This is a genomic window from Burkholderia vietnamiensis LMG 10929 (assembly GCF_000959445.1).
In the GTDB taxonomy this organism is placed as follows: domain Bacteria; phylum Pseudomonadota; class Gammaproteobacteria; order Burkholderiales; family Burkholderiaceae; genus Burkholderia; species Burkholderia vietnamiensis.
In genome coordinates this window covers 2,453,237-2,472,389 of the sequence record NZ_CP009631.1, presented here as the reverse complement: position 1 = coordinate 2,472,389, position 19,153 = coordinate 2,453,237, and the positions used below count along the sequence as shown (strand labels likewise).

At 73.5% G+C, this 19,153-nt stretch carries 9 protein-coding genes; 8 read left to right on the top strand and 1 reads right to left on the bottom strand.

The window, feature by feature from the left end; translation table 11 throughout:
• Positions 1 to 117 precede the first annotated feature (117 nt).
• From AK36_RS21165 to AK36_RS21135, 7 genes are all read left to right on the top strand, one after another.
• On the top strand, positions 118 to 783 hold the full coding sequence (locus AK36_RS21165) for an RNA polymerase factor sigma-70 (protein WP_011884789.1): 666 nt from the start codon (positions 118 to 120) through the stop codon (positions 781 to 783).
• 94 nt (positions 784 to 877) lie between these two features.
• Positions 878 to 1,120 (top strand): MbtH family protein, encoded by a 243-nt coding sequence (locus tag AK36_RS21160; protein ID WP_011884790.1) that lies wholly within the window; start codon positions 878 to 880, stop codon positions 1,118 to 1,120.
• A gap of 43 nt (positions 1,121 to 1,163) precedes the next feature.
• Complete coding sequence (locus AK36_RS21155) at positions 1,164 to 2,183, top strand: TauD/TfdA family dioxygenase (RefSeq protein ID WP_011884793.1); 1,020 nt, start codon at positions 1,164 to 1,166, stop codon at positions 2,181 to 2,183.
• Entirely contained in the window at positions 2,173 to 3,024 is an 852-nt protein-coding gene (locus AK36_RS21150) for an ABC transporter ATP-binding protein (protein WP_014723008.1), read from the top strand. Before AK36_RS21155 ends, AK36_RS21150 begins: the two co-directional genes overlap by 11 nt.
• Positions 3,021 to 5,132 (top strand): Fe(3+)-hydroxamate ABC transporter permease FhuB, encoded by a 2,112-nt coding sequence (gene fhuB, locus AK36_RS21145; RefSeq protein ID WP_045579127.1) that lies wholly within the window; start codon positions 3,021 to 3,023, stop codon positions 5,130 to 5,132. The genes AK36_RS21150 and fhuB overlap by 4 nt, the downstream gene beginning before the upstream one ends.
• On the top strand, positions 5,129 to 5,938 hold the full coding sequence (gene fhuF, locus AK36_RS21140) for a siderophore-iron reductase FhuF (RefSeq protein ID WP_045579126.1): 810 nt from the start codon (positions 5,129 to 5,131) through the stop codon (positions 5,936 to 5,938). Before fhuB ends, fhuF begins: the two co-directional genes overlap by 4 nt.
• The gene (locus AK36_RS21135; protein ID WP_045579125.1) at positions 5,938 to 6,975 is read left to right on the top strand and encodes an ABC transporter substrate-binding protein; all 1,038 of its coding nucleotides are present in this window, start codon (positions 5,938 to 5,940) and stop codon (positions 6,973 to 6,975) included. The genes fhuF and AK36_RS21135 overlap by 1 nt, the downstream gene beginning before the upstream one ends.
• A gap of 385 nt (positions 6,976 to 7,360) precedes the next feature.
• Here AK36_RS21135 and AK36_RS21130 read toward each other — a convergent pair whose 3' ends face one another.
• Positions 7,361 to 9,100: a cyclic peptide export ABC transporter gene (locus AK36_RS21130; RefSeq protein ID WP_045579124.1), complete on the bottom strand. Its 1,740-nt coding sequence runs from the start codon at positions 9,098 to 9,100 to the stop codon at positions 7,361 to 7,363.
• A gap of 312 nt (positions 9,101 to 9,412) precedes the next feature.
• Between AK36_RS21130 and AK36_RS21125 the strand changes: the two genes are divergently transcribed.
• On the top strand, positions 9,413 to 19,150 hold the full coding sequence (locus AK36_RS21125; RefSeq protein ID WP_045579471.1) for a non-ribosomal peptide synthetase: 9,738 nt from the start codon (positions 9,413 to 9,415) through the stop codon (positions 19,148 to 19,150).
• The last annotated feature ends 3 nt before the right edge of the window (positions 19,151 to 19,153 follow it).

Here is a 19,153-nt window from a genome sequence, read left to right as displayed (position 1 = left end):
CCGCCGCACTTTGATCAGACAAATCCCGACAAAATCGAAGGGCTTTCCGTTAATCGGATTGAGAATGATTTGCGTTTACGTTAAATTGCCCCATCTCGAAACTGATGGAGCGGATCGATGGCAATGGCGCAAGTGCTCGAACGGCCGGCGGCGGCAACGGCGAATGCGTTCCTCGGCAGTTGTCCCGATCTTGCGCCGCGCGCGGCCGTGCGCGCGGGCCGCGGCGCGCCGCACGCGCACGGCGCGCTGCTCGACGTGCTGGTCGCGCATCGCGCGATGCTGGTGAACGTCGCGCGCGGCTTCGTCGGCTGCGCGAGCCGCGCCGAGGACGTCGTGCACGACGTGTTCGTCAAGCTCGTCGAGTTTCCGAACCAGGACGCGGTGCGCCAGCCGGTCGCGTACGTGACGCGGATGGTGCGCAATGCGTCGATCGACGCGCTGCGCCGGCAGAGTTTCGAGAGCATCCATCACACGGACGAGGACGACGGCTTCGACGTGCCGTCGCCGGAGCCGACGCCCGAGGCCGCGCTGATGACGCGCGACGCGCTGCGCCGCGTGTGCGCCGCGCTCGACGATCTGCCCGCGCGCAGCCGCGCGGCGTTCGAGATGGTGCGGCTGCGCGAGGAGACGCTGCAGACCGCGGCGCGCGCGCTGAACGTGTCGCAGACGCTCGTGCACTTCATGGTGCGCGACGCCGAGCGGCACTGCGCCGAATGTCTCGATGCGTGCCATCGCGGCGTCGAATGCCCGGTGTTTCTCGGCGGCCGCGCGCGGCGCCGGTAAAAAATCGCGCCGGCCAAACGTCTTCAATACAGGAGCGGTTGAATCGACATTCCGCCGCTTCGCATCCCTCAACCGTCTCCCGTTTTTCTCGATCATGACGCAAGCCACGACGCCTTCCGCGGACACCGACGACCTCGTCTACACGGTCGTCATCAACGACGAAGAACAGTATTCGATCTGGCCGACGTTCCGGGCGGTGCCGGCCGGCTGGCGCGAGGTCGGCGTGCGCGGCCCGAAGGCCGACTGCCTCGCGCACATCGACGCCGTGTGGACCGACATGCGCCCGGCGAGCCTGCGCCGCGCGATGGACGGCGAGCCCGCTTCCCGCGCGTCGTGACGCGCCGCGCCGCTGGCGGCGCGCTACCTGAAGAGGACGTTGCATGACCCTGCTTTCGTTGCCGACGCTCGACGATCTGCGTATCGAGCCGGGACTGCCCACCGTCGTGTCGCCGCGCAGCGCCGACGGGATGTCGATCGACACGCTCGCGCCGCTCGCGCATGCGATCGCGACCGACACGCTCGAACGGGCGGGCGGTGTGCTGTTCACGGGCTTTCGCGTGCCGTCGATCGACGCGTTCCAGCGCTTCGCGGCATCGTTCGGCGATCCGCTGATCGGTTACGAATATGCGTCGACGCCGCGCAGCCAGGTCGAAGGCGCGGTGTACACGTCGACCGAATACCCGCCGCACCGCGCGATCCCGCTGCACAACGAGCAGTCGTACACGCGCGAGTGGCCGTTGCGGATCTGGTTTCACTGTGCGCTCGCGGCGCAGCAGGGCGGTGCGACGCCGATCGCCGACAGCCGCGCCGTGTATCGCGCGCTCGACCCGGCGCTGGTCGCACGTTTCGAGCAGCGCGAGCTGCTGTACGTGCGCAACTTCGGCCAGGGGCTCGACCTGCCGTGGCAGCAGTCGTTCGGCACCGACGATCCGGCCACGGTCGAGCGCATGTGCGCGGCGCGCGGGATCGAATGCGCCTGGCGCACCGGCGACGACGGCGAACTGCTGCTGCGCACGCGCGAGCGTTGCCAGGCCGTCGCGCGCCATCCGCGCACCGGCGAGCGCGTGTGGTTCAACCAGGCGAACCTGTTTCACCTGTCCGCGCTCGACGACGACATGCAGGACGCGCTCGTCGATGCGGTCGGCCTCGACAACGTGCCGCGCAACGTCTACTACGGCGACGGCGCGCCGCTCGAGGCCGACGCGCTCGCGCAGATCCGCGGCGTGCTCGAGCGCCAGCGCATCGTGTTCCCGTGGCGCACCGGCGACGTGCTGATGCTCGACAACATGCTGAGCGCGCATGCGCGCGACCCGTTCGAGGGGCCGCGCAAGGTGGTGGTCGCGATGGCGCAGAGCTACCGCGCCGCGCCGGCAGCCGCACGGAGGACCGATGACGCGTAGTGCCGCCGCGCTCGCCGCGCGCGGACTGACGGTGGGCTATCGCGACCAGGTCGTGATCGACGGGCTCGACCTGTCGATCGCGGCCGGCCGCGTGACCGCGCTGTGCGGCCCGAACGGCTGCGGCAAGAGCACGCTGCTGCGCACGCTCGCGGGCCTGCAGCCCGCGCGTGCGGGCCACGTCGACGTGAACGGCAGGCCGCTCGCGTCGTTTCGCCGCCGCGCGCTCGCGCGCGAGCTGACGATGCTCGCGCAGTTCAACCAGATCCCGTCGGGGCTGACGGTGCGCGAGCTGGTCGCGTACGGACGCTATGCGTACGGCGGCTTCCTGCGCGGCCTGTCGCGCGCCGATCACGCGGCGATCGACGAGGCGCTCGACACGAGCGGCCTCGCGGGCGACGCCGGGCGCGACGTCGGCGCGTTGTCGGGCGGCGAGCGGCAGCGTGCGTGGATCGCGATGGCGCTCGCGCAACAGGCGCCGATCGTGCTGCTCGACGAGCCGACGACCTATCTCGACATCCATCACCAGCTCGACATCCTCGACGCGCTGCGCGCGCTGAACCGCGCGCGCGGGCTGACGATCGTCTGGGTGCTGCACGACCTGAACCAGGCGGCCGCGTACAGCGACGACATCGTGCTGATGCGCGCCGGCCGCGTCGTCGCGCACGGCTCGCCGGATGCGATGCTGGAGCCCGAGCGGCTGCGCGCGGCATTCGGCGTCGACATGCTGAAGCTCGCGCATCCGCAAACCGGCGCGCCGATGTGCGTGCCGGCGTACGGGCCTTCGGTCTCCGGCGCGACGCACGCGTTCGATCGCGCGGCCGATCCGGACCTCGCCGCATGACCACGCTGGCGATACGCAAGCGGCGCGGTGCGTGCGCGCCTGACGCGGCGTCCGGCGGCCGCGCCGCGGCGCTCGCGCTTGCGCTGCTCGCGCTGATCGGCGCGCTCGCGGTGCTGCGCGTCGCGCCCGACCTGCGCGCATGGTGGAGCGCGGCGCCCGGCAGCGACGACGCGTTGCTCGCGCACGTGTTCCTGTTCGAGCTGAACCTGCCGCGCGTCGCGGCGGCCGTCGTCGCGGGCGGCAGCCTCGGCATCGCCGGCGCGCTGTTCCAGTCGCTCACGCGCAATCCGCTCGCGTCGCCCGATCTGCTCGGCGTGACGGGCGGCGCACAGCTCGGCCTGCTCGCCGCGATGCTGGTGCCGGCGCTGGCCGGCGTCGCGTCGGTGCCGCTGCTGTTCGCGTGCGGGCTGCTCGCCGCCGCGTGCGCGATCGCCGCGGCCGGCGGCTGGCGCGCGACGCCGCTGCGGCTGGTGCTCGCGGGCAGCGTCTGCATGCTGCTGTTCGCCGCGCTGTCGACGCTCGTGCTCGCATTCTTCGAGCAGAACATCGCCGGCGCCGCGCTGTGGGCGAACGGCAGCCTGTATCAGCCGGGCGCGAGCGGCCTCGCGTTGGCCGTTCGCTGGCTCGTCGCGCCGCTCGTCGCACTGCCGTTCGTGATCCGGCCGCTGAACCCGCTCGCGCTCGGCGACGACGCGGCGGCCGCGGCCGGCGTGCGCGTCGACGCGACGCGGCTCGCCGCGACGGTCGTCGCCGTCGCGTTCACGAGCGTGGCCGTCAGCATCGCCGGCCCGCTGTCGTACGTCGGGCTCGTCGCGCCGAACCTGCTGCGTCAGGTGCGCGGCGCGCGCGCGGCACGGCTCGGCGTGCTCGTGCCGCTGTCGGCGCTGGCCGGCGGCGCGCTGGTGCTCGCCACCGACAGCGCGGTGCTCGCCGCGGGCCTCGACGCGACCTTGTCGACTGGCGTCGCGATCGCGCTGGTCGGCACGCCGCTGATGCTCGCGATGATCCGGCGCGGCGCCGCGTGGTCGGGCGTGCTGCATGCGCAGCCCGAGCGCGCGGCCGGCAGCGGCGCGACGCGGCTGGTCGGCCGGCTGGAACGGCTCGAGCGGCTCGGCTGGCCGCTGCGCGGCGCGCTGTTCGCGGCCGCCGCCGCAGTCGTCGTGGCGATCGTGTTCGCCGGCGTGTCGGCCGGCCCCGAATGGGTGACGCCCGCGCGCTGGTGGGCCGCGTTCGCGGGCCACGATCCGGTCGCGCGCATGCTGATCGACCTGCGCATGCCGCGCCTGCTGTGCGCGCTGTTCGCGGGCGCGCTGCTGGCCGCGAGCGGCGTCGCGATGCAGAGCGTCGTGCGCAATCCGCTCGCCGGCCCCGAAGTGCTCGGCGTCACGCAGGGCGCGGGGCTCGTCACGCTGTTCGCGTTGTCGACGTGGCCGCTCGCCGGGCAGCTGACGCTCGCCGCGGCGGCGTTGACGGGCGGGGCGCTGTCGCTCGCGATCACGCTCGCGCTGAATCATCGGCATCGCTATGCACCGCTCGCGGTCGCGCTGACCGGCATCGCGATCGGCGCACTGTGGACCACGCTCGCGCAGTGGCTGATCACGCAGGAAAGCGTGCAGCCCGCGCGCTTCGTCGTGTGGCTGGTCGGCGGCACCTACGGCCGCAGCTGGGGCGAGGTCGCGATGCTGCTGCCGTGGTGTGCGCTCGCGGTGCCGGTGTTCGCGTGGCTCGCGCGGCCGCTCGACATGCTCGCGCTCGGCGACGATCAGGCGGCCGCGCTCGGCCTGCCGGTCGCCGCGCTGCGCCCGCTCGCGCTGACCATCGCGACGCTCGCCGCGTGCGCGGCCGTCGCGGCGGTGGGGCCGGTCGGCTTCGTCGGCCTGATGGCGCCGCACGTCGCGACGATGCTCGGCGCGCGCCGGCATCGCACGCGGCTGTACGTCGCGGCCGCCTGCGGCGCCGTGCTGCTCGGCGCGGCCGATCTCGCGGCGCGCACGCTCGTCGCGCCGCGCGAAGTGCCGGCCGGCGTGCTGACCGCCCTGATCGGCGCGCCGTATCTGCTCGGGCTGCTGATCGTCGAGGGGCGCCGCGCGCGGCGCGCGGCGCGATGACGGCGGCGCCCGGCTGCACCGCCGACACCGGCGCCACGCGGTTTTCCGCGTTCGCGCCCGAAGCGCTCGGCGCGCATCTCGACGTCGTGTGGCTCGGCCGCCCGCACGAGACGCACGCACCGGGCCGGGTCGTCGTGCCGGTCGAGGCGCTGGCCGATCATCGCGACGCGCTGCTCGACGCGATGGTCCGTCACTACGGCGGCGACCCCGCGCGGCATGCGCGTGCGCTGATCTCGCAATGGAGCAAGTACTACTTCGGGCGCGCGGCGCCCGCGGCCGTGGTCGCCGCGCTGACGCTCGGCCGGCCGCTCGACATGGCGCCGCGCCGCACCTTCGTCGCGCTCGACGACGGGATGCCGGGCGCGCTGTACTTCGCGCCCGATGCGCTCGGCGCGCCGTGCGACGCGCCCGCGCCGCGTTACGCCGGGCTGCGCGCGCATCTGCATGCGGTGATCGAGCTGCTCGCCGAGATCGGGCGCGTCACGCCGCGCGTGCTGTGGAGCAACGCGGGCAACCTGCTCGATCATCTGTTCGGCATGTACCGGACGCTGCCGTGCGTCGCCGATCCCGTGCGCGATGCGTGCTGGCTGTTCGGCGCGTCGTGCGTGGGCGGCGAACCGAATCCGCTGCGCATGCCCGTGCGCGACGCCGTGCCGCGCTCGGCGCTGCTGCCGACGCCGTTTCGCGCGCGCCGCGTGTGCTGTCTGCGCTATGAAATTCCTGGAGAGACCCGACTGTGTGCAAGCTGCCCGCTGCTCTTGACGATGGACGATGCGGCGCTGGCCGAGCAGGACCTGAGCCGCTGATGCACGCCGGCCGCCGTCGTTCGCTCGGGATGCTGGCTGCGCTCGCCGCCGCCGCGTGCGCGGCGCCGCGCGATGCACGCGCGGCCGGGCGTGGCGCGGGTATGGCTACGGCCACGGCCTTGCAGGCCGGCCGCTCGCTCGCCGGCAACCCGGTCGTGTCGCAGGCGAGCGCGACGATGCCGCTGCGCGCGCAGCGCGTGGTCGCGCTCGACTTCATGTTCGCGGAAAGCGCGATCGCGCTGGACATCGTGCCGGTCGGCATGGCCGATACGGCGTTCTATCCGGGCTGGCTCGGCTACGCCAGCGACCGGCTCGCCCACGTGACCGACGTCGGCTCGCGGCAGGAGCCCGGGCTCGAAGCGATCGCCGCCGTGCAGCCCGATCTGATCCTCGGCGTCGGCTTTCGGCATGCGCCGATCTTCGACGCGCTCGACCGGATCGCGCCGACGATCCTGTTCCAGTTCAGCCCGAACGTGTCGGAGCGTGGCGTGCCACGCAGTTTACCGATCACGCAACTCGACTGGATGCGCGAGATCTTCCGCACGATCGGCGCGGTCACGGGCCGCGGCGCGCGCGCGCAAGCGGTCGCAGCGCAGCTCGACGCGGGCATCGCCCGCAACGCGGCGCGGGTTGCCGCGGCGGGACGCGGTGGCGAGCGCATCGCGCTGCTGCAGGATCTCGGGCTGCCGGACCGTTACTGGGCCTATACGGGCAACAGCACGTCGGCGGGCCTCGCGCGCGCGATGGGGCTTGCGCCGTGGCCGAACACGCCGACGCGCGAGGGCACGCTGTACGTGACGTCCGCCGATCTGCTGAAACAACGCGATCTCGCCGTGCTGTTCGTCACCGCGAGCGGGCCGGACGTGCCGCTTGCGGCGAAGCTCGATTCGCCGGTGTGGCGGTTCGTGCCCGCGCTGCGCGAGCACCGGATCGCGCTCGTCGAACGCAACATATGGGGCTTCGGCGGCCCGATGTCGGCGCTCAAGCTCGCCGACGTGATGACCGACACGATGCTGAAACTGCCGGCCGTGCGCTGACGCGTGCGGCGGGAATTCACGTCGGACAGCGGGGTAGCGCGGTTGAGGAGGGGCATGGTGTGCGAGGGTTCGTTGGACGCTGGTCCCGGCGCGATCACGTGAGTGGGGCGGTAATCGGGCCGCACGTTTCGCGTGTCGGGGAGAGTGCCTTCCGTCATGCACGGCATAGCCTGCGCAACGTCTCCGCGCAACGCATGCGCCCAACAGCGAATCGAGCCCAACGCCAGTACACAGCAAGCGCGACGCGCATCCGGCCACCAGCAGCCGGCCGCCGCGATCGCGCTGCACAGGCAAGCCCATCGCCGCAATCGCTGCGCGCCTGCCACCGATCATCGAGACCGCCGCCGCGACCAACACGGCGATGCACGCCGGCGTGCCCCGACGATCACGCACTCAGCGCGTTCTCCCCGTCACGCGCCCGCGCGGGCGCCGTATCGCTGACGATCTGCCCGTTGTCGAGCTTCAGCAGCCGGTCGGCGAGATCGAAATAGCGGTCGTCGTGCGTGATGACGATCACGGCCTTGCCGCGCGCGCGCAGCTCGGGCAGCAATTGCTCGTAGAACACGGCCTTGAACGACGGATCCTGGTCGGCCGCCCATTCGTCGAACAGGTAGAACGGCCGGTCCTCCAGATACGCGACGACGAGCGCGAGCCGCTTGCGCTGCCCGGTCGACAGCGCGCGATTCGAGAACGCGCCGTCGACGACCTTCACCTTGTGATCGAGCGCGAGCTTCGCGATCAGCGCGTTCGCGCGCGCATCGGCCTGCGCGCGCGCCGGGTCGTCCGGATCCACGATGCCGAGCAGCGCGTCGAACAGATGGAAGTCGTTGAACACCGCGCTGAAGCGCTGCCGGTACGCGGCGCGCTCGCGCCAGCCGATCGGCCGGCCGTCGACCTCGATCGTGCCTTCCTCGGGTTCGTAGAGGCCGGTCAGCACCTTCGCGAGCGTGGTCTTGCCGCTGCCGTTGCCGCCGACGATGAACACCAGCTCGCCGGGCCGGATCGTCAGGTCGATCGGGCCGATCCGGAACATCCGCTCGTCGCGTTCGTGGAAATACGCGTGCGTGACGCCGCGCAGCGTGACGGCGCCGGCCGGCGGCACGTCGGGCGCGTCGCTGGCGGGCGGCACCGTGCGCAGCGCGCCGAATTCGGCCATCACGGCTTCGATGCGCGCGAGCGACACGCGCGCGGCATTGACGGTCGGCAGGTTGTTCAACAGCCCGTCGAGCGGCACCAGCATGAACAGGAACACGACGACGTAGCCGGCGGCCGTGGACGCGTCGGCGTGCACGCCGAGTTGCGGCCAGAACGCGGCGGCGCCGAGGAACACGTAGAACAGGAAGATGATCCAGCCGACGCCGACCGCATACGCGCTGAACGCGCGACGGCGATGGTCGCGCACCTCGCCGATCGCCGTGCCGAGCTGGCCGTCGACGAACTGGCGCGCGCGCGCATCGTGCAGCTTCAGCTCCTTCGCGCCGGAGAACAGCGAGCCGAGATGGCCGAACAGCCGGTCCTGCGCGCGGCCGGCCGCCTCGAGCGACGCGATCGCGCGGCGATCGCCGGTGTGATAGCCGAGCGAGCCGGCGACGATCGCGGCGAGCGCGAGCACGCACACGGGCCACGACAGCCACGCCAGATAGCCGAGGCAGCCGAACACGATCGAGCCGTGCATCACCAGGTTCGGCAACGCGAAGAACAGCATCGACACGTTGGTCGCGTCGTCGGTGAGTACCGACTGCACGGGCGCCGCGCCGATCCGCTCGATGTCGCGCAGCTCGGCCGCGCCGACGCGCCGCGCGAGATGCACGCGCAGCCGCGCCATCGTGTCCTGCGACAGCCGGGCGAACAGCGTGCCCGACACGATCCGCGTGACGAGCGCGATCACCGCGCACAGCGCGAAGCGCCACGCGAGCGCCGCATCGGCCGCGCCCGGCTGCGCGAGCGCGCGGTTCAACGTCGCGACGAGCAGCACGCTCGCGACGCCGTTGAGCACGCAGGCGGCGAGCGCGAGCGCGAGCGAGGCGCGGCTTTCGCGCAGCAGCGCGAGGATCAGGCGCGCGGCGGGGCGGCCGGGGGAGGCGTCGAGGGACGGCGGGGAAGAGGGCTCGTGGGCGGCTGTCATCGGCAACGTCGGTTAATGAAGGGCAGGCGAGAACAACTGGTGAAACGCGCGCAACCGGCAGAGCCGGCGCGAACGGCAGCGCTGCGGCAGCCGCGCGATCGCGGCGTCTCTCCCTGATAGACGAACGGGCGCCGCAAATATTTAGCAGCGCAGGCATTTAGCAGCGCGTGCGAACTCGCCATGCGCGGCCTGCGCGCGGCCGTCATGCGCAAAACGGTAAAAAATCGGCCGCGCCGTTCGTCACACCAGTGAAGCCGCCCAAAGCGGCCCCGAGACTTGGCCGAAGCGGCCGGACCGAAGGACTTCACGCACATGACGAGTTTCCCGACTGCGCTGCACCACCGAATCCGCGACCTGGCGCGCCTCGCGCCCGACGCACCCGCGCTCGCCGCGCCTTTCCAGAACGAGCTGCGCCTGTCGCGGCGCGCGCTCGACGCTCAGGCGTCGCTGCTTGCGCGCCGGCTGCGCGCGGCCGGGGTCGGCGCGGAGGTGCGCGTCGGCGTCTGCGTCGAGCGCTCGTGCGAGCTGTTCGTCGCGCTGCTGGCCGTGCTGAAGGCGGGCGGCGTGTTCGTGCCGCTCGATCCGCGCCATCCGGCCGCGCGGCTGGACTGGATCGTGCGCGATGCGCAACTGCGTCACGGCGTCGTCGATGCGGCCGGGCGCGCGGCGCTCGGCGCGCCGTTCGAACACACGTTCGACGTCGCATCGGCGGCAGGCTCAGGCGCCGACGCATCCGCGTTCGACGAGGAAGATGCGCCCGTGCATCCGCGCGCGGCCGCTTACATGATCTACACGTCGGGCTCGACCGGCACGCCGAAGGCGGTCGTCGTCGAGCACGGGCCGCTCGCCGCGCATTGCGACGCGCTGGCCGGCGCGCTGCCGATCGAAGCCGACGACCGGCTGCTGCATTTCGCGTCGGTGAATTTCGATGCGGCGCACGAATGCTGGCTCGCGCCGCTCGCGGTCGGCGCCAGCGTGACGATCGCACCGGCGCAGCCGTTCGCGCCGGACGCCGCGCATGCGCTGATGGTGCGCGAATCGGTCAGCGTGGCCGCGTTTCCGCCCGCGTACCTGCGCGAGTTCGCGAGCGTCGCCGCGCGCGACGGCGTGCCGCCGGCGTTGCGCGTGCTCGCGTTCGGCGGCGAAGCGCTGCCGCAGCAGGCGTTCGACACCGTGCGCCGCACGTTCCCGTCCGTGCGCCTCGTCAACGGCTACGGCCCGACCGAGGCCGTGATCTCGCCGATGCTGTGGCCGGTCGAGCCCGGTGAAACGCCCGCGCTGGACGCCGACGATGCCTACGCGGCGCTGCCGATAGGCCGTGCGATCGGCCCGCGCGTCGCGCGCATCGACGACGACGCGGATGGCGACGCCGATGCCTACGCTCATGGCGAGCCCGGCCGCGCCGGCGAGCTGCTGCTCGGCGGCGCATGCATCGCGCGCGGCTATCACGGCCGCGCGGCGCTGACGGCCGAGCGCTTCGTGCCCGACGCGCACGGCGCGCCGGGCGCGCGCGTCTATCGCACCGGCGACCTCGCGCGCCGGCGCGCCGACGGCGCGTTCGACTATCTCGGCCGCGTCGACGATCAGGTGCAGGTGCGCGGCGTGCGCGTGGAGCCGGCGGAGATCGCCGCGTGTCTGCGCACGCACGCGGCAGTCGCCGATGCAGCCGTGATCGCCGAAGCCGTCAACGGGTCGACGCGGCTGATCGCATGCGTCACGTTGCGCGCTGCCGCGGACGATGCGGACGATGCCGCATTGAAAGCGCACGTCGGCGCCCAGCTGCCGGCCGCGTGGCAGCCGCATCGGTTCGTGCGCTGCGACGCGCTGCCGTACACGCTGAACGGCAAGCTCGATCGCGCCGCGCTGCGCGAACGGATCGCCGCCGCGCAGCGCGCGGACCAGCCCGCCGGCGAGCCGGCGCGCACGGCCACCGAGGCGCATCTCGCCGCGTGCTGGCAGACGCTGCTCGGCCTCGATGCGCCGCCGTCGCGCGACGCGCGCTTTTTCGCGCTCGGCGCGGATTCGCTCGCCGCGATGCAGCTGCAGGCCGCGATCCGCACGCAATGGCGCGTGAACCTGCGGCTCGACGCGCTGTTCGCCGATCCGCTGCTGGCCGAGCTTGCCGCCCAGGTCGATCGCGCGGAACGCGAAACCGGCGCGCCGCTCGCCGCGATTCCCGTGCGCGGCGCGCGCGCCGATGCCGATGCAGATTCATCGGCTGCGCCGTACGTCGATCGTGCGGCGTCGCTCGCGCAGCAGCGCTTCTGGGTGCTCGCACAGACGCGCGATGCGGGCGCCGCCTATCACATCGCCGCACACTGGACCATCGACGGCGCGCTCGACCGTGAGGCGCTGCAACGCGCGCTCGATCATGTGATCGGCCGGCACGACGCATGGCGCACCACGCTCGTCGACGACGGCGACGGCATCGTGATGCAGCGCATCCACGCCGCGCTGCCGGTGCGGATCGCGACGGTGGACCTGCGCGAGCTGCCGCCCGCCGCCCGCGATGCGCAAGCCGCGCGCGTGGCCGAACGCGATGCGGGCGCGCCGTTCGATCTGTCGCGCGGGCCGCTGCTGCGCGCGACGCTGGTCGTGCTCGGCGACGCGCGTCACCGCCTGTTGCTGACCGCGCATCACGCGATCACCGACGGCTGGAGTTCGCGCTGCGCGTTCGACGAGCTGGCGGCCGCGTATTGCGCGTACGCGCAGCGCCGCGAGCCGTCGTTGCCGGCGCTGCCGATCCAGTATGCGGACTACGCGGACTGGCAGCGCGACATGCTGGCCGGCGGCGAAGGCGAGCGCCAGCTCGCGTACTGGCGCGCGGCGCTGCGCGACGTGCCGGGCCCGCTCGCGTTGCCGACCGACCGCCAGCCGCCCGCGACGCGCACGCAGCACGGCGCGCGCGTGTCCGTGCGCCTGCCTGACGCGGTCGCGGCCGACCTGCGCCAGCTCGCGCGCGATGCGCAGGCCACCGTGTTCACCGTGCTGCTGGCCGCGTTCGACGCATGGCTCGCGCGCCTGACGGGCGAGACCGACGTGGTCGTCGCGGTGCCGGTCGCGCATCGTCAGCGCGAGGAAACGCGCCGCTTGCTCGGCCTGTTCCTGAACACCGTCGCGCTGCGCGTGCGGGTCGCGCCGACGCAGCCGTTCCGCGCGCTCGTCGAGGCGACGCGCGCGGCCGCGCTCGACGCGGTCGCGCACCAGGACGTGCCGTTCGAGCGCGTCGTCGATGCGGTGAAGCCGCCGGTGCGGCGCGGCGACGAATGGCTGCGCGTGAAGTTCGCCCAGCAGTTCGACGCGCGGCACGACAGCGTATTGCCGGGCGCGACCGCCGTCGCGATGCCGGGGCCGGATCTCGCCGCGCGCTTCGACTTCGCGCTCGACTTCACCGACGACGCGAGCGGCATCGCGCTCGTCGCCGCCTATGCGACCGACTGCATCGACGCCGACACCGCGCGCGCGTGGCTCGACAGCTATGCCGCGCTCGTCGCGTGCGCCGCGCACGACCCGCAGACCGTCACGGCCGAGCTGCCGTGCGATGCGGCGCCCGCGTCGCGCCAGCCGCGCGACGGCCGTGCGCTGCGCGTCGAGCATGCCGACGTGGTCGCCGCGTTCGCGCGGCAGGCGGCCGCGTATCCGCATCGCGTCGCGCTCGCCGATGCATCGGCGTCGCTGACGTTCGCCGAACTCGACGACGCGTCGAACCGCATCGCCCATGCGCTCGCGCTGCGCGGCGTGCGCGCCGAAGCGCCGGTGATCGTCTGCATCGAACGCTCGGCTCGCTTCGTCGCGGCGCTGCTCGGCGCGCTGAAGGCCGGCGCGCTGGCCGTGCTGCTCGATCCGGCGCAGCCGGCCGCGCGCATCGTCGCCGCGGCCGCCGACTGCGGCGCGCGCTGGGCGCTCGTCGCCGATGCCGCTACTGCCGCTGCTGCCGCCGCATGGCCGCACGACACGGCCGCGCAGCCGCTCGACGTCGATGCGCTCGCCCAGGATGCGCAGCTCGCGCACGCGGGCGGCGTGCGTGTCGCGCCGCACCCGGAACAGGGCGCTTATCTGATCTATACGTCGGGCTCGACCGGCACGCCGAAGGGCGTCGTCGTCACGCACGGCGCGCTCGCCGACTACGTGCAGGGCATGCTCGACGAGTTCGCATTCGCACCGGACGCGTCGTTCGCGATGGTCTCGACCGTCGCCGCCGACCTCGGCCACACGACGCTGTTCGGCGCGCTGTGCGCGGGCCGCACGCTGCATCTGCTGCCGGCCGCGTGCGCGTTCGACCCGGACCTGTTCGCGCAGGAAATGCGCGGCCGCGACGTCGGCGTGCTGAAGATCGTGCCGAGCCATCTGCAGGCGCTGCTCGATGCGCGCGTGCCGGCCGACGTGCTGCCGCGCCACGCGCTCGTGACCGGCGGCGAAACGCTCACGTGGGCGCTGGTCGCGCGCGTGGCCGCGCTCGCGCCGGCCTGCCGCGTGATCAATCATTACGGGCCGACCGAGGCGACCGTCGGCGCGATCGCGTGCGACACCGTGTCGATCGCCGCCGACGCGCGCGACGCGGCGAGCGGCGTGCCGCTCGGCACACCGCTGCCGAATGCGCGCGCGCTGGTGCTCGATGCGTTCGGCGCATGCGTGCCGCCCGGTGCGACCGGCGAGCTGTATCTGGGTGGCCCCGGCGTCGCGCGCGGCTATCTGAACCGGCCGGCGCAGACGGCCGAGCGCTTCGTGCCCGATCCGTTCACGCCCGGTGCGCGCCTGTATCGCACCGGCGACCGCGTGCGCCTGCGCGCGGACGGTCGGCTCGCGTTCGTCGGCCGGATCGACGATCAGGTGAAGATTCGCGGCTATCGCGTCGAACCGGGCGAGGTGAGCGCCGCGCTGCGCGCGGCCGGCCCGATCGCGCAGGCGGAAACGCTGGCGATCGAGCACGACGGCCGCATGCGGCTCGCGAGCTTCGTCGTGCTGCGCGACGGCGCCGCGTTCGACGAGGCCGCGGTGCGCGCGACGCTCGGCGCGACGCTGCCCGATTACATGGTGCCCGCGCAGATCGTCGCGCTCGCGCGTCTGCCCGTCACCGCGAACGGCAAGATCGATCGCGTGGCGCTGCGCGCGCTCGCCGCGGCGCCGGTGGCCGCGGCCGGCGGCGACGCGCCGCAGGGGCCGGTCGAAACGGCGCTCGCGCAGGTGTGGCAAGCGGTGCTGAAGGCGCCGCAGGTCGCGCGCGACGACAACTTCTTCGAACTCGGCGGCGACTCGATCCTCGTGCTGCAGGTCATCGCCCGCGCGCGCAAGCTCGGCGTGCGCTTCACGCCGAAGCAGCTGTTCGACGCGCCGACCATCGCCGGGCTCGCGCGCGTCGCCAAGACCGAGGCGGTCGGCGTCACGCCGGCCGCAACGCCGGTGCCGGTCCAGGCCGCCGCGTCCGCGTCGGCCCCCGGGCTGCTGACGCCCGCGCAGCAACGCTTCTTCGCGCTCGACGTGCCGCATCCGGGCCACTGGAACCAGTCGGTCGCGTTCGACGTGCGCGGCCCGTTCGACGCCGATGCGTTCGCGCGCGCGTTCGCCGCGGTGCTGGCCCATCACGATGCGTTCCGCCAGCGCTTCACGCGCGGCGCCGACGGCAGCTGGCGCGCGCACGACGCCGCGCAGCCGTACGACGCGTTGCCGCTCGCCGAGGTCGCCGCGCGCGACGAAGCCGATGCGCTCGCGCGCTTCGACGCATTGCAGCGTCGGCTCGACCTCGGCCGCGGTCCGCTCGCCTGCGCATGCGCGGCGCGGCTGCCGGACGGCGCGACGCGGCTGTATCTGGCGATTCATCACGCGATCGTCGACGGCGTGTCGTGGCGCATCCTGATCGACGATCTGGACGCCGCCTATCGCGCCGCCTGCGAACGCATGCCGGCGCGACTGTCGCCGCCGGGGCTGCGCGCCGATGCATGGGCCGCGCGGCTCGCGCGTGCCGCGCTCGGGCCGGACGCGCCGTTCGCCGCCGAAGTCGCGTACTGGGCCGGCATGGCGCACGGGGACGCGTTCGTGCCCGATCGTCCCGATGCGCCGGCGACCAACGCCGATGCGGCCGTCGTCGTGCAGACGATCGACGCCGCGCTGACGCGCGCCGCGCTCACCGATGCGCACGCGGCCTATCGCACGCAGACGATCGAGCTGCTGGCGGCGGCGCTCGCCCGCGCGCTGACCGGCGCGGGCCGCGCCGCGGCGTGCCGCATCGAGCTCGAAGGGCACGGCCGCGAGGCGCTGTTCGACGACGCCGACGCGAGCCGCACGATCGGCTGGCTGACGAGCCACTATCCGGTCACGCTGCCGGTCGAGGCCGACGCGTGCGCGACGCTGTGCGCGGTCAAGGACACGCTGCGCGCGGTGCCGCACAAGGGGCTCGGCTTCGGCGTGCTCGCGCACTACGGCGACGCGGCGACGCGCGCGGCGCTGGCGGCGGTGCCGCGCCCGCGCGTCACGTTCAACTATCTCGGCCAGTTCGACGCGCCGCGCGACGCGCTGCTGGTGCCGCGCTTCGGCGGCGCCGGCATCGAGCGCGACCCGCACGGGCCGCTCGGCAATACGCTGGCGATTCACGCGTACCTCGACACCGACCGCGACGGCGCGCGCACGCTGAAGCTGCACTGGGTGTACGGCGCGCCGCAGTTCGAGCGCGCGACCGTCGATGCGCTCGCCGAACGCTTTGCGCGCGCGCTGCGCGAACTCGTCGACGCGTGCGCGTCGCGGGTCGCGCGGCGCGGCGGCGGTGCGACGCCGGGCGACTTCCCGCTCGCGCAGGCGGCCGGCCTCACGCAGGCCGCGATCGAGCGCGCCGCGCTCGACTGGCGCACGATCGACGACGTGTATCCGCTGTCGCCGATGCAGCAGGGCATGCTGTTCCATGCGCTGTACGCGCCCGGTCATGCGAGCTACGTGAACCAGCTCGTCGCGCGCGCGACCGCGCTCGACGCCGAGCGCTTCGCGGCCGCGTTCGATGCGGCGCTCGCGCGCCACGACATCCTGCGCACCAGCGTGATACCCGACGAGGCCGCGCCGCTGCAATGCGTGCATCGCGATGCGCGGATGCCGATCGAACAGCTCGACTGGCGCGCGCGCGGCGCGACGCTCGACGCGGATTTCGACGCATGGCTGGCCGCCGACCGCGCGCGCGGCTTCGACTGGCGCGAGCCGCCGCTGATGCGCGTCACGCTGATCCGCGTGACGGACGACGCGTGGCGCGTGGTGTGGACGCGTCATCACGTGCTGCTCGACGGCTGGAGCACCGCGCGCCTGCTTGCCGAGGTACTGCGCGACTACCGCGATCCCGACGCGGTGTCGCCGTTCGAGGGCCGCCCGGCGCTGCGCTATCGCGACTTCATCGCGTGGCTCGGCACCCGCGAGCGCGGCGCGGACGAGCGCTTCTGGACCGGGCGGCTCGCGCGCCTCGATGCGCCGACGCTGATCGCCGCGCGCACGGCCGACCGCGCGGCGGCGCGGATGACGACGCGGCGCGCGACGATCGCCGCCGACGCGACGGCGCGCGTCACGCAAGCGGCGCGTGCGCTGCAGCTGACCGTCAACACGCTGGTGCAGGGCGCGTGGGCGCTCGCGCTGCAGCGCATGACGCATCAGCCGGCCGTCGCGTTCGGCGCGACCGTCGCCGGCCGCCCCGATGCGCTGCCGGACGTCGACGCCGTGCTCGGCCTGTTCATCAACACGCTGCCGGTGATCACCGCGCCCGCGCCGCAGCAGCGCGCGGCGGACTGGCTGCGCGCATTGCAGCGCGACAACGCGGCAGCGGCCGAGCATGCGCATACGCCGCTCGCGGACATCCAGCGCTGGGCGCGCGGCGCCGGCGGCGCACTGTTCGACACCCTCGTCGTGTTCGAGAACTATCCGGTCGACGCTGCGGGCGACGACGCCGATCCGCGCGCGCTGCGCTTGAGCGACGTGCGCAGCATCGAAGCGACCGATTTCGCGTTGACGCTCGTGATCGAAAGCGGCGCCGAGCTGACGATCGACTACGGCTATGACGCCGCACGCCTCGACGCCGCCGACGTCGACGCCTGGCACCGCGCGTTCGCGTGCGCGCTCGACGCGCTGGCCCGCACGCCGGATGCGCTGCTCGGCACGCTGTCGATCGCCGACGACGCGGCATCCACCGCGCTCGCGCGCGCGCAGCAGACCGCGCGCAGCTGGCCCGACGCACAGCGGCAGCCGCTGCATCTGCAGTTCTCGGCGGCCGCGCGCGCGACGCCCGATGCGATCGCGCTCGAATACGCGCATCCGGTCGACGGCGTGCAGCGCATGAGCTACCGCGAGCTGGACCTGCGCACGTCGCGCGTGGCCGCCGCGCTGCGCCGGCGCGGCGTGCGGCGCGATACGGCGGTCGCGCTGTGCGTCGAGCGCTCGTTCGACATGGTCATGGCGCTGGTCGGCGTGCTGAAGGCCGGCGCCGCCTACCTGCCGGTCGACCCCGACTATCCGGCCGAGCGCATCGCATACCTGCTGCGCGACGCGCGGCCCGCGGTCGTCATCACGCAGCCGCAGCTGCGCGCCCAGGTCGAAGCGGCGCTCGGCAACGGTTCGGCAGCCCAGCTGCTCACGGTCGCCGAGCTGCTCGCCGACGGAACGGACGATGCGCACGAAGCCGACGCGCCCGCCGTCGTCGACGGCGCGCAGCTCGCCTACCTGATCTACACGTCCGGCTCGACCGGCAAGCCGAAGGGCGCCGGCAACACGCACGGCGCGCTGGCGAACCGCATCGCGTGGATGCAGGACGCGTACCGGCTCACGCGCGACGACGTCGTGCTGCACAAGACGCCGTTCGGTTTCGACGTCTCGGTGTGGGAGTTCGTGTGGCCGCTCGCGACCGGCGCGACGCTCGCGATCGCGGCGCCGGGCGAGCACCGCGATCCGGCGCGGCTCGCGGCCGCGATCCACGCGCACGGCGTGACGGTGCTGCATTTCGTGCCGTCGATGCTGGCCGCGTTCGCCGCGTATCTCGACGATTTCGGCGCCGCCGCGCAATGCGACAGCGTGCGCCTGATCGTCGCGAGCGGCGAGGCGCTTGCGCCGGAGCTGGTCGCGAAGGTCGCGCGGCTGCTGCCGGACGCCACGCTCGTGAACCTGTACGGGCCGACGGAAGCCGCGATCGACGTGTCGCACTGGACCTGCCGCGCCGACGACGCGCGCGCGCCCGCGGTGCCGATCGGCCATCCGATCGCGAACCTGCAACTGCACGTGCTCGATGCGGCGTGGCAGCCGCTGCCGGCCGGGGCGACCGGCGAGCTGTATCTGGCCGGCGCGGGCCTCGCGCGCGGCTATCTCGGCCGCCCGGGCCTGACCGCGGAGCGCTTCGTCCCCGATCCGTTCGTGCCGGGCGCGCGCATGTACCGCACCGGCGACCTCGCGCGCCGCCGCCTGGACGGCGCGCTCGATTATCTCGGGCGCGTCGATACGCAGGTGAAGCTGCGCGGCCAGCGCATCGAGCCCGGCGAAATCGAGGTGCTGCTGCGCGCGGCGCCCGGCGTGCACGACGCGGTCGTGATCGTGCGCGACGAGCAGCTGATCGGCTACGTCGCGCGCGGCGACGCGGGGCCGCTCGACCGTGCCGCGCTGCTCGACGCGCTGCGCGCGCAATTGCCGGCGTACATGGTGCCGTCGCAGCTGATCGAGCTCGACGCGCTGCCCGTCACGCCGAACGGAAAGTGCGACCGCCATGCGTTGCCGGCGCCGCAGCGCGAGGCGGCGGTGGCCGTCGCGCTCGCGACCGACACCGAGCGCGCGCTCGCGGCGATCTGGCAGCGCGTGCTGCGCGTCGACGCGATCGGCCGCGACGACGATTTCTTCCAGCTCGGCGGCCATTCGCTGCTCGCGACGCAGGCGCACGCGCAGGCCAACTTGCACTGGGGCCTCGCGCTGCCGCTGCGCACGCTGTTCGACGCACGCACGCTGGCCCGCTGCGCGGCGGCGATCGACGCGGCCTGCGCGGCCCATCGCGACACCGACGCCGCGAGCGCGATCGACGCGCTGCTCGGCGAACTGGAAACCCGCTAAGGA

Coding starts and splice junctions, on each gene's coding strand:
- AK36_RS21165 (WP_011884789.1), top strand. CDS start 118: ATGGCAATGGCGCAAGTGCTCGAACGGCCGGCGGCGGCAACGGCGAAT.
- AK36_RS21160 (WP_011884790.1), top strand. CDS start 878: ATGACGCAAGCCACGACGCCTTCCGCGGACACCGACGACCTCGTCTAC.
- AK36_RS21155 (WP_011884793.1), top strand. CDS start 1,164: ATGACCCTGCTTTCGTTGCCGACGCTCGACGATCTGCGTATCGAGCCG.
- AK36_RS21150 (WP_014723008.1), top strand. CDS start 2,173: ATGACGCGTAGTGCCGCCGCGCTCGCCGCGCGCGGACTGACGGTGGGC.
- fhuB (WP_045579127.1), top strand. CDS start 3,021: ATGACCACGCTGGCGATACGCAAGCGGCGCGGTGCGTGCGCGCCTGAC.
- fhuF (WP_045579126.1), top strand. CDS start 5,129: ATGACGGCGGCGCCCGGCTGCACCGCCGACACCGGCGCCACGCGGTTT.
- AK36_RS21135 (WP_045579125.1), top strand. CDS start 5,938: ATGCACGCCGGCCGCCGTCGTTCGCTCGGGATGCTGGCTGCGCTCGCC.
- AK36_RS21130 (WP_045579124.1), bottom strand. CDS start 9,100: ATGACAGCCGCCCACGAGCCCTCTTCCCCGCCGTCCCTCGACGCCTCC.
- AK36_RS21125 (WP_045579471.1), top strand. CDS start 9,413: ATGACGAGTTTCCCGACTGCGCTGCACCACCGAATCCGCGACCTGGCG.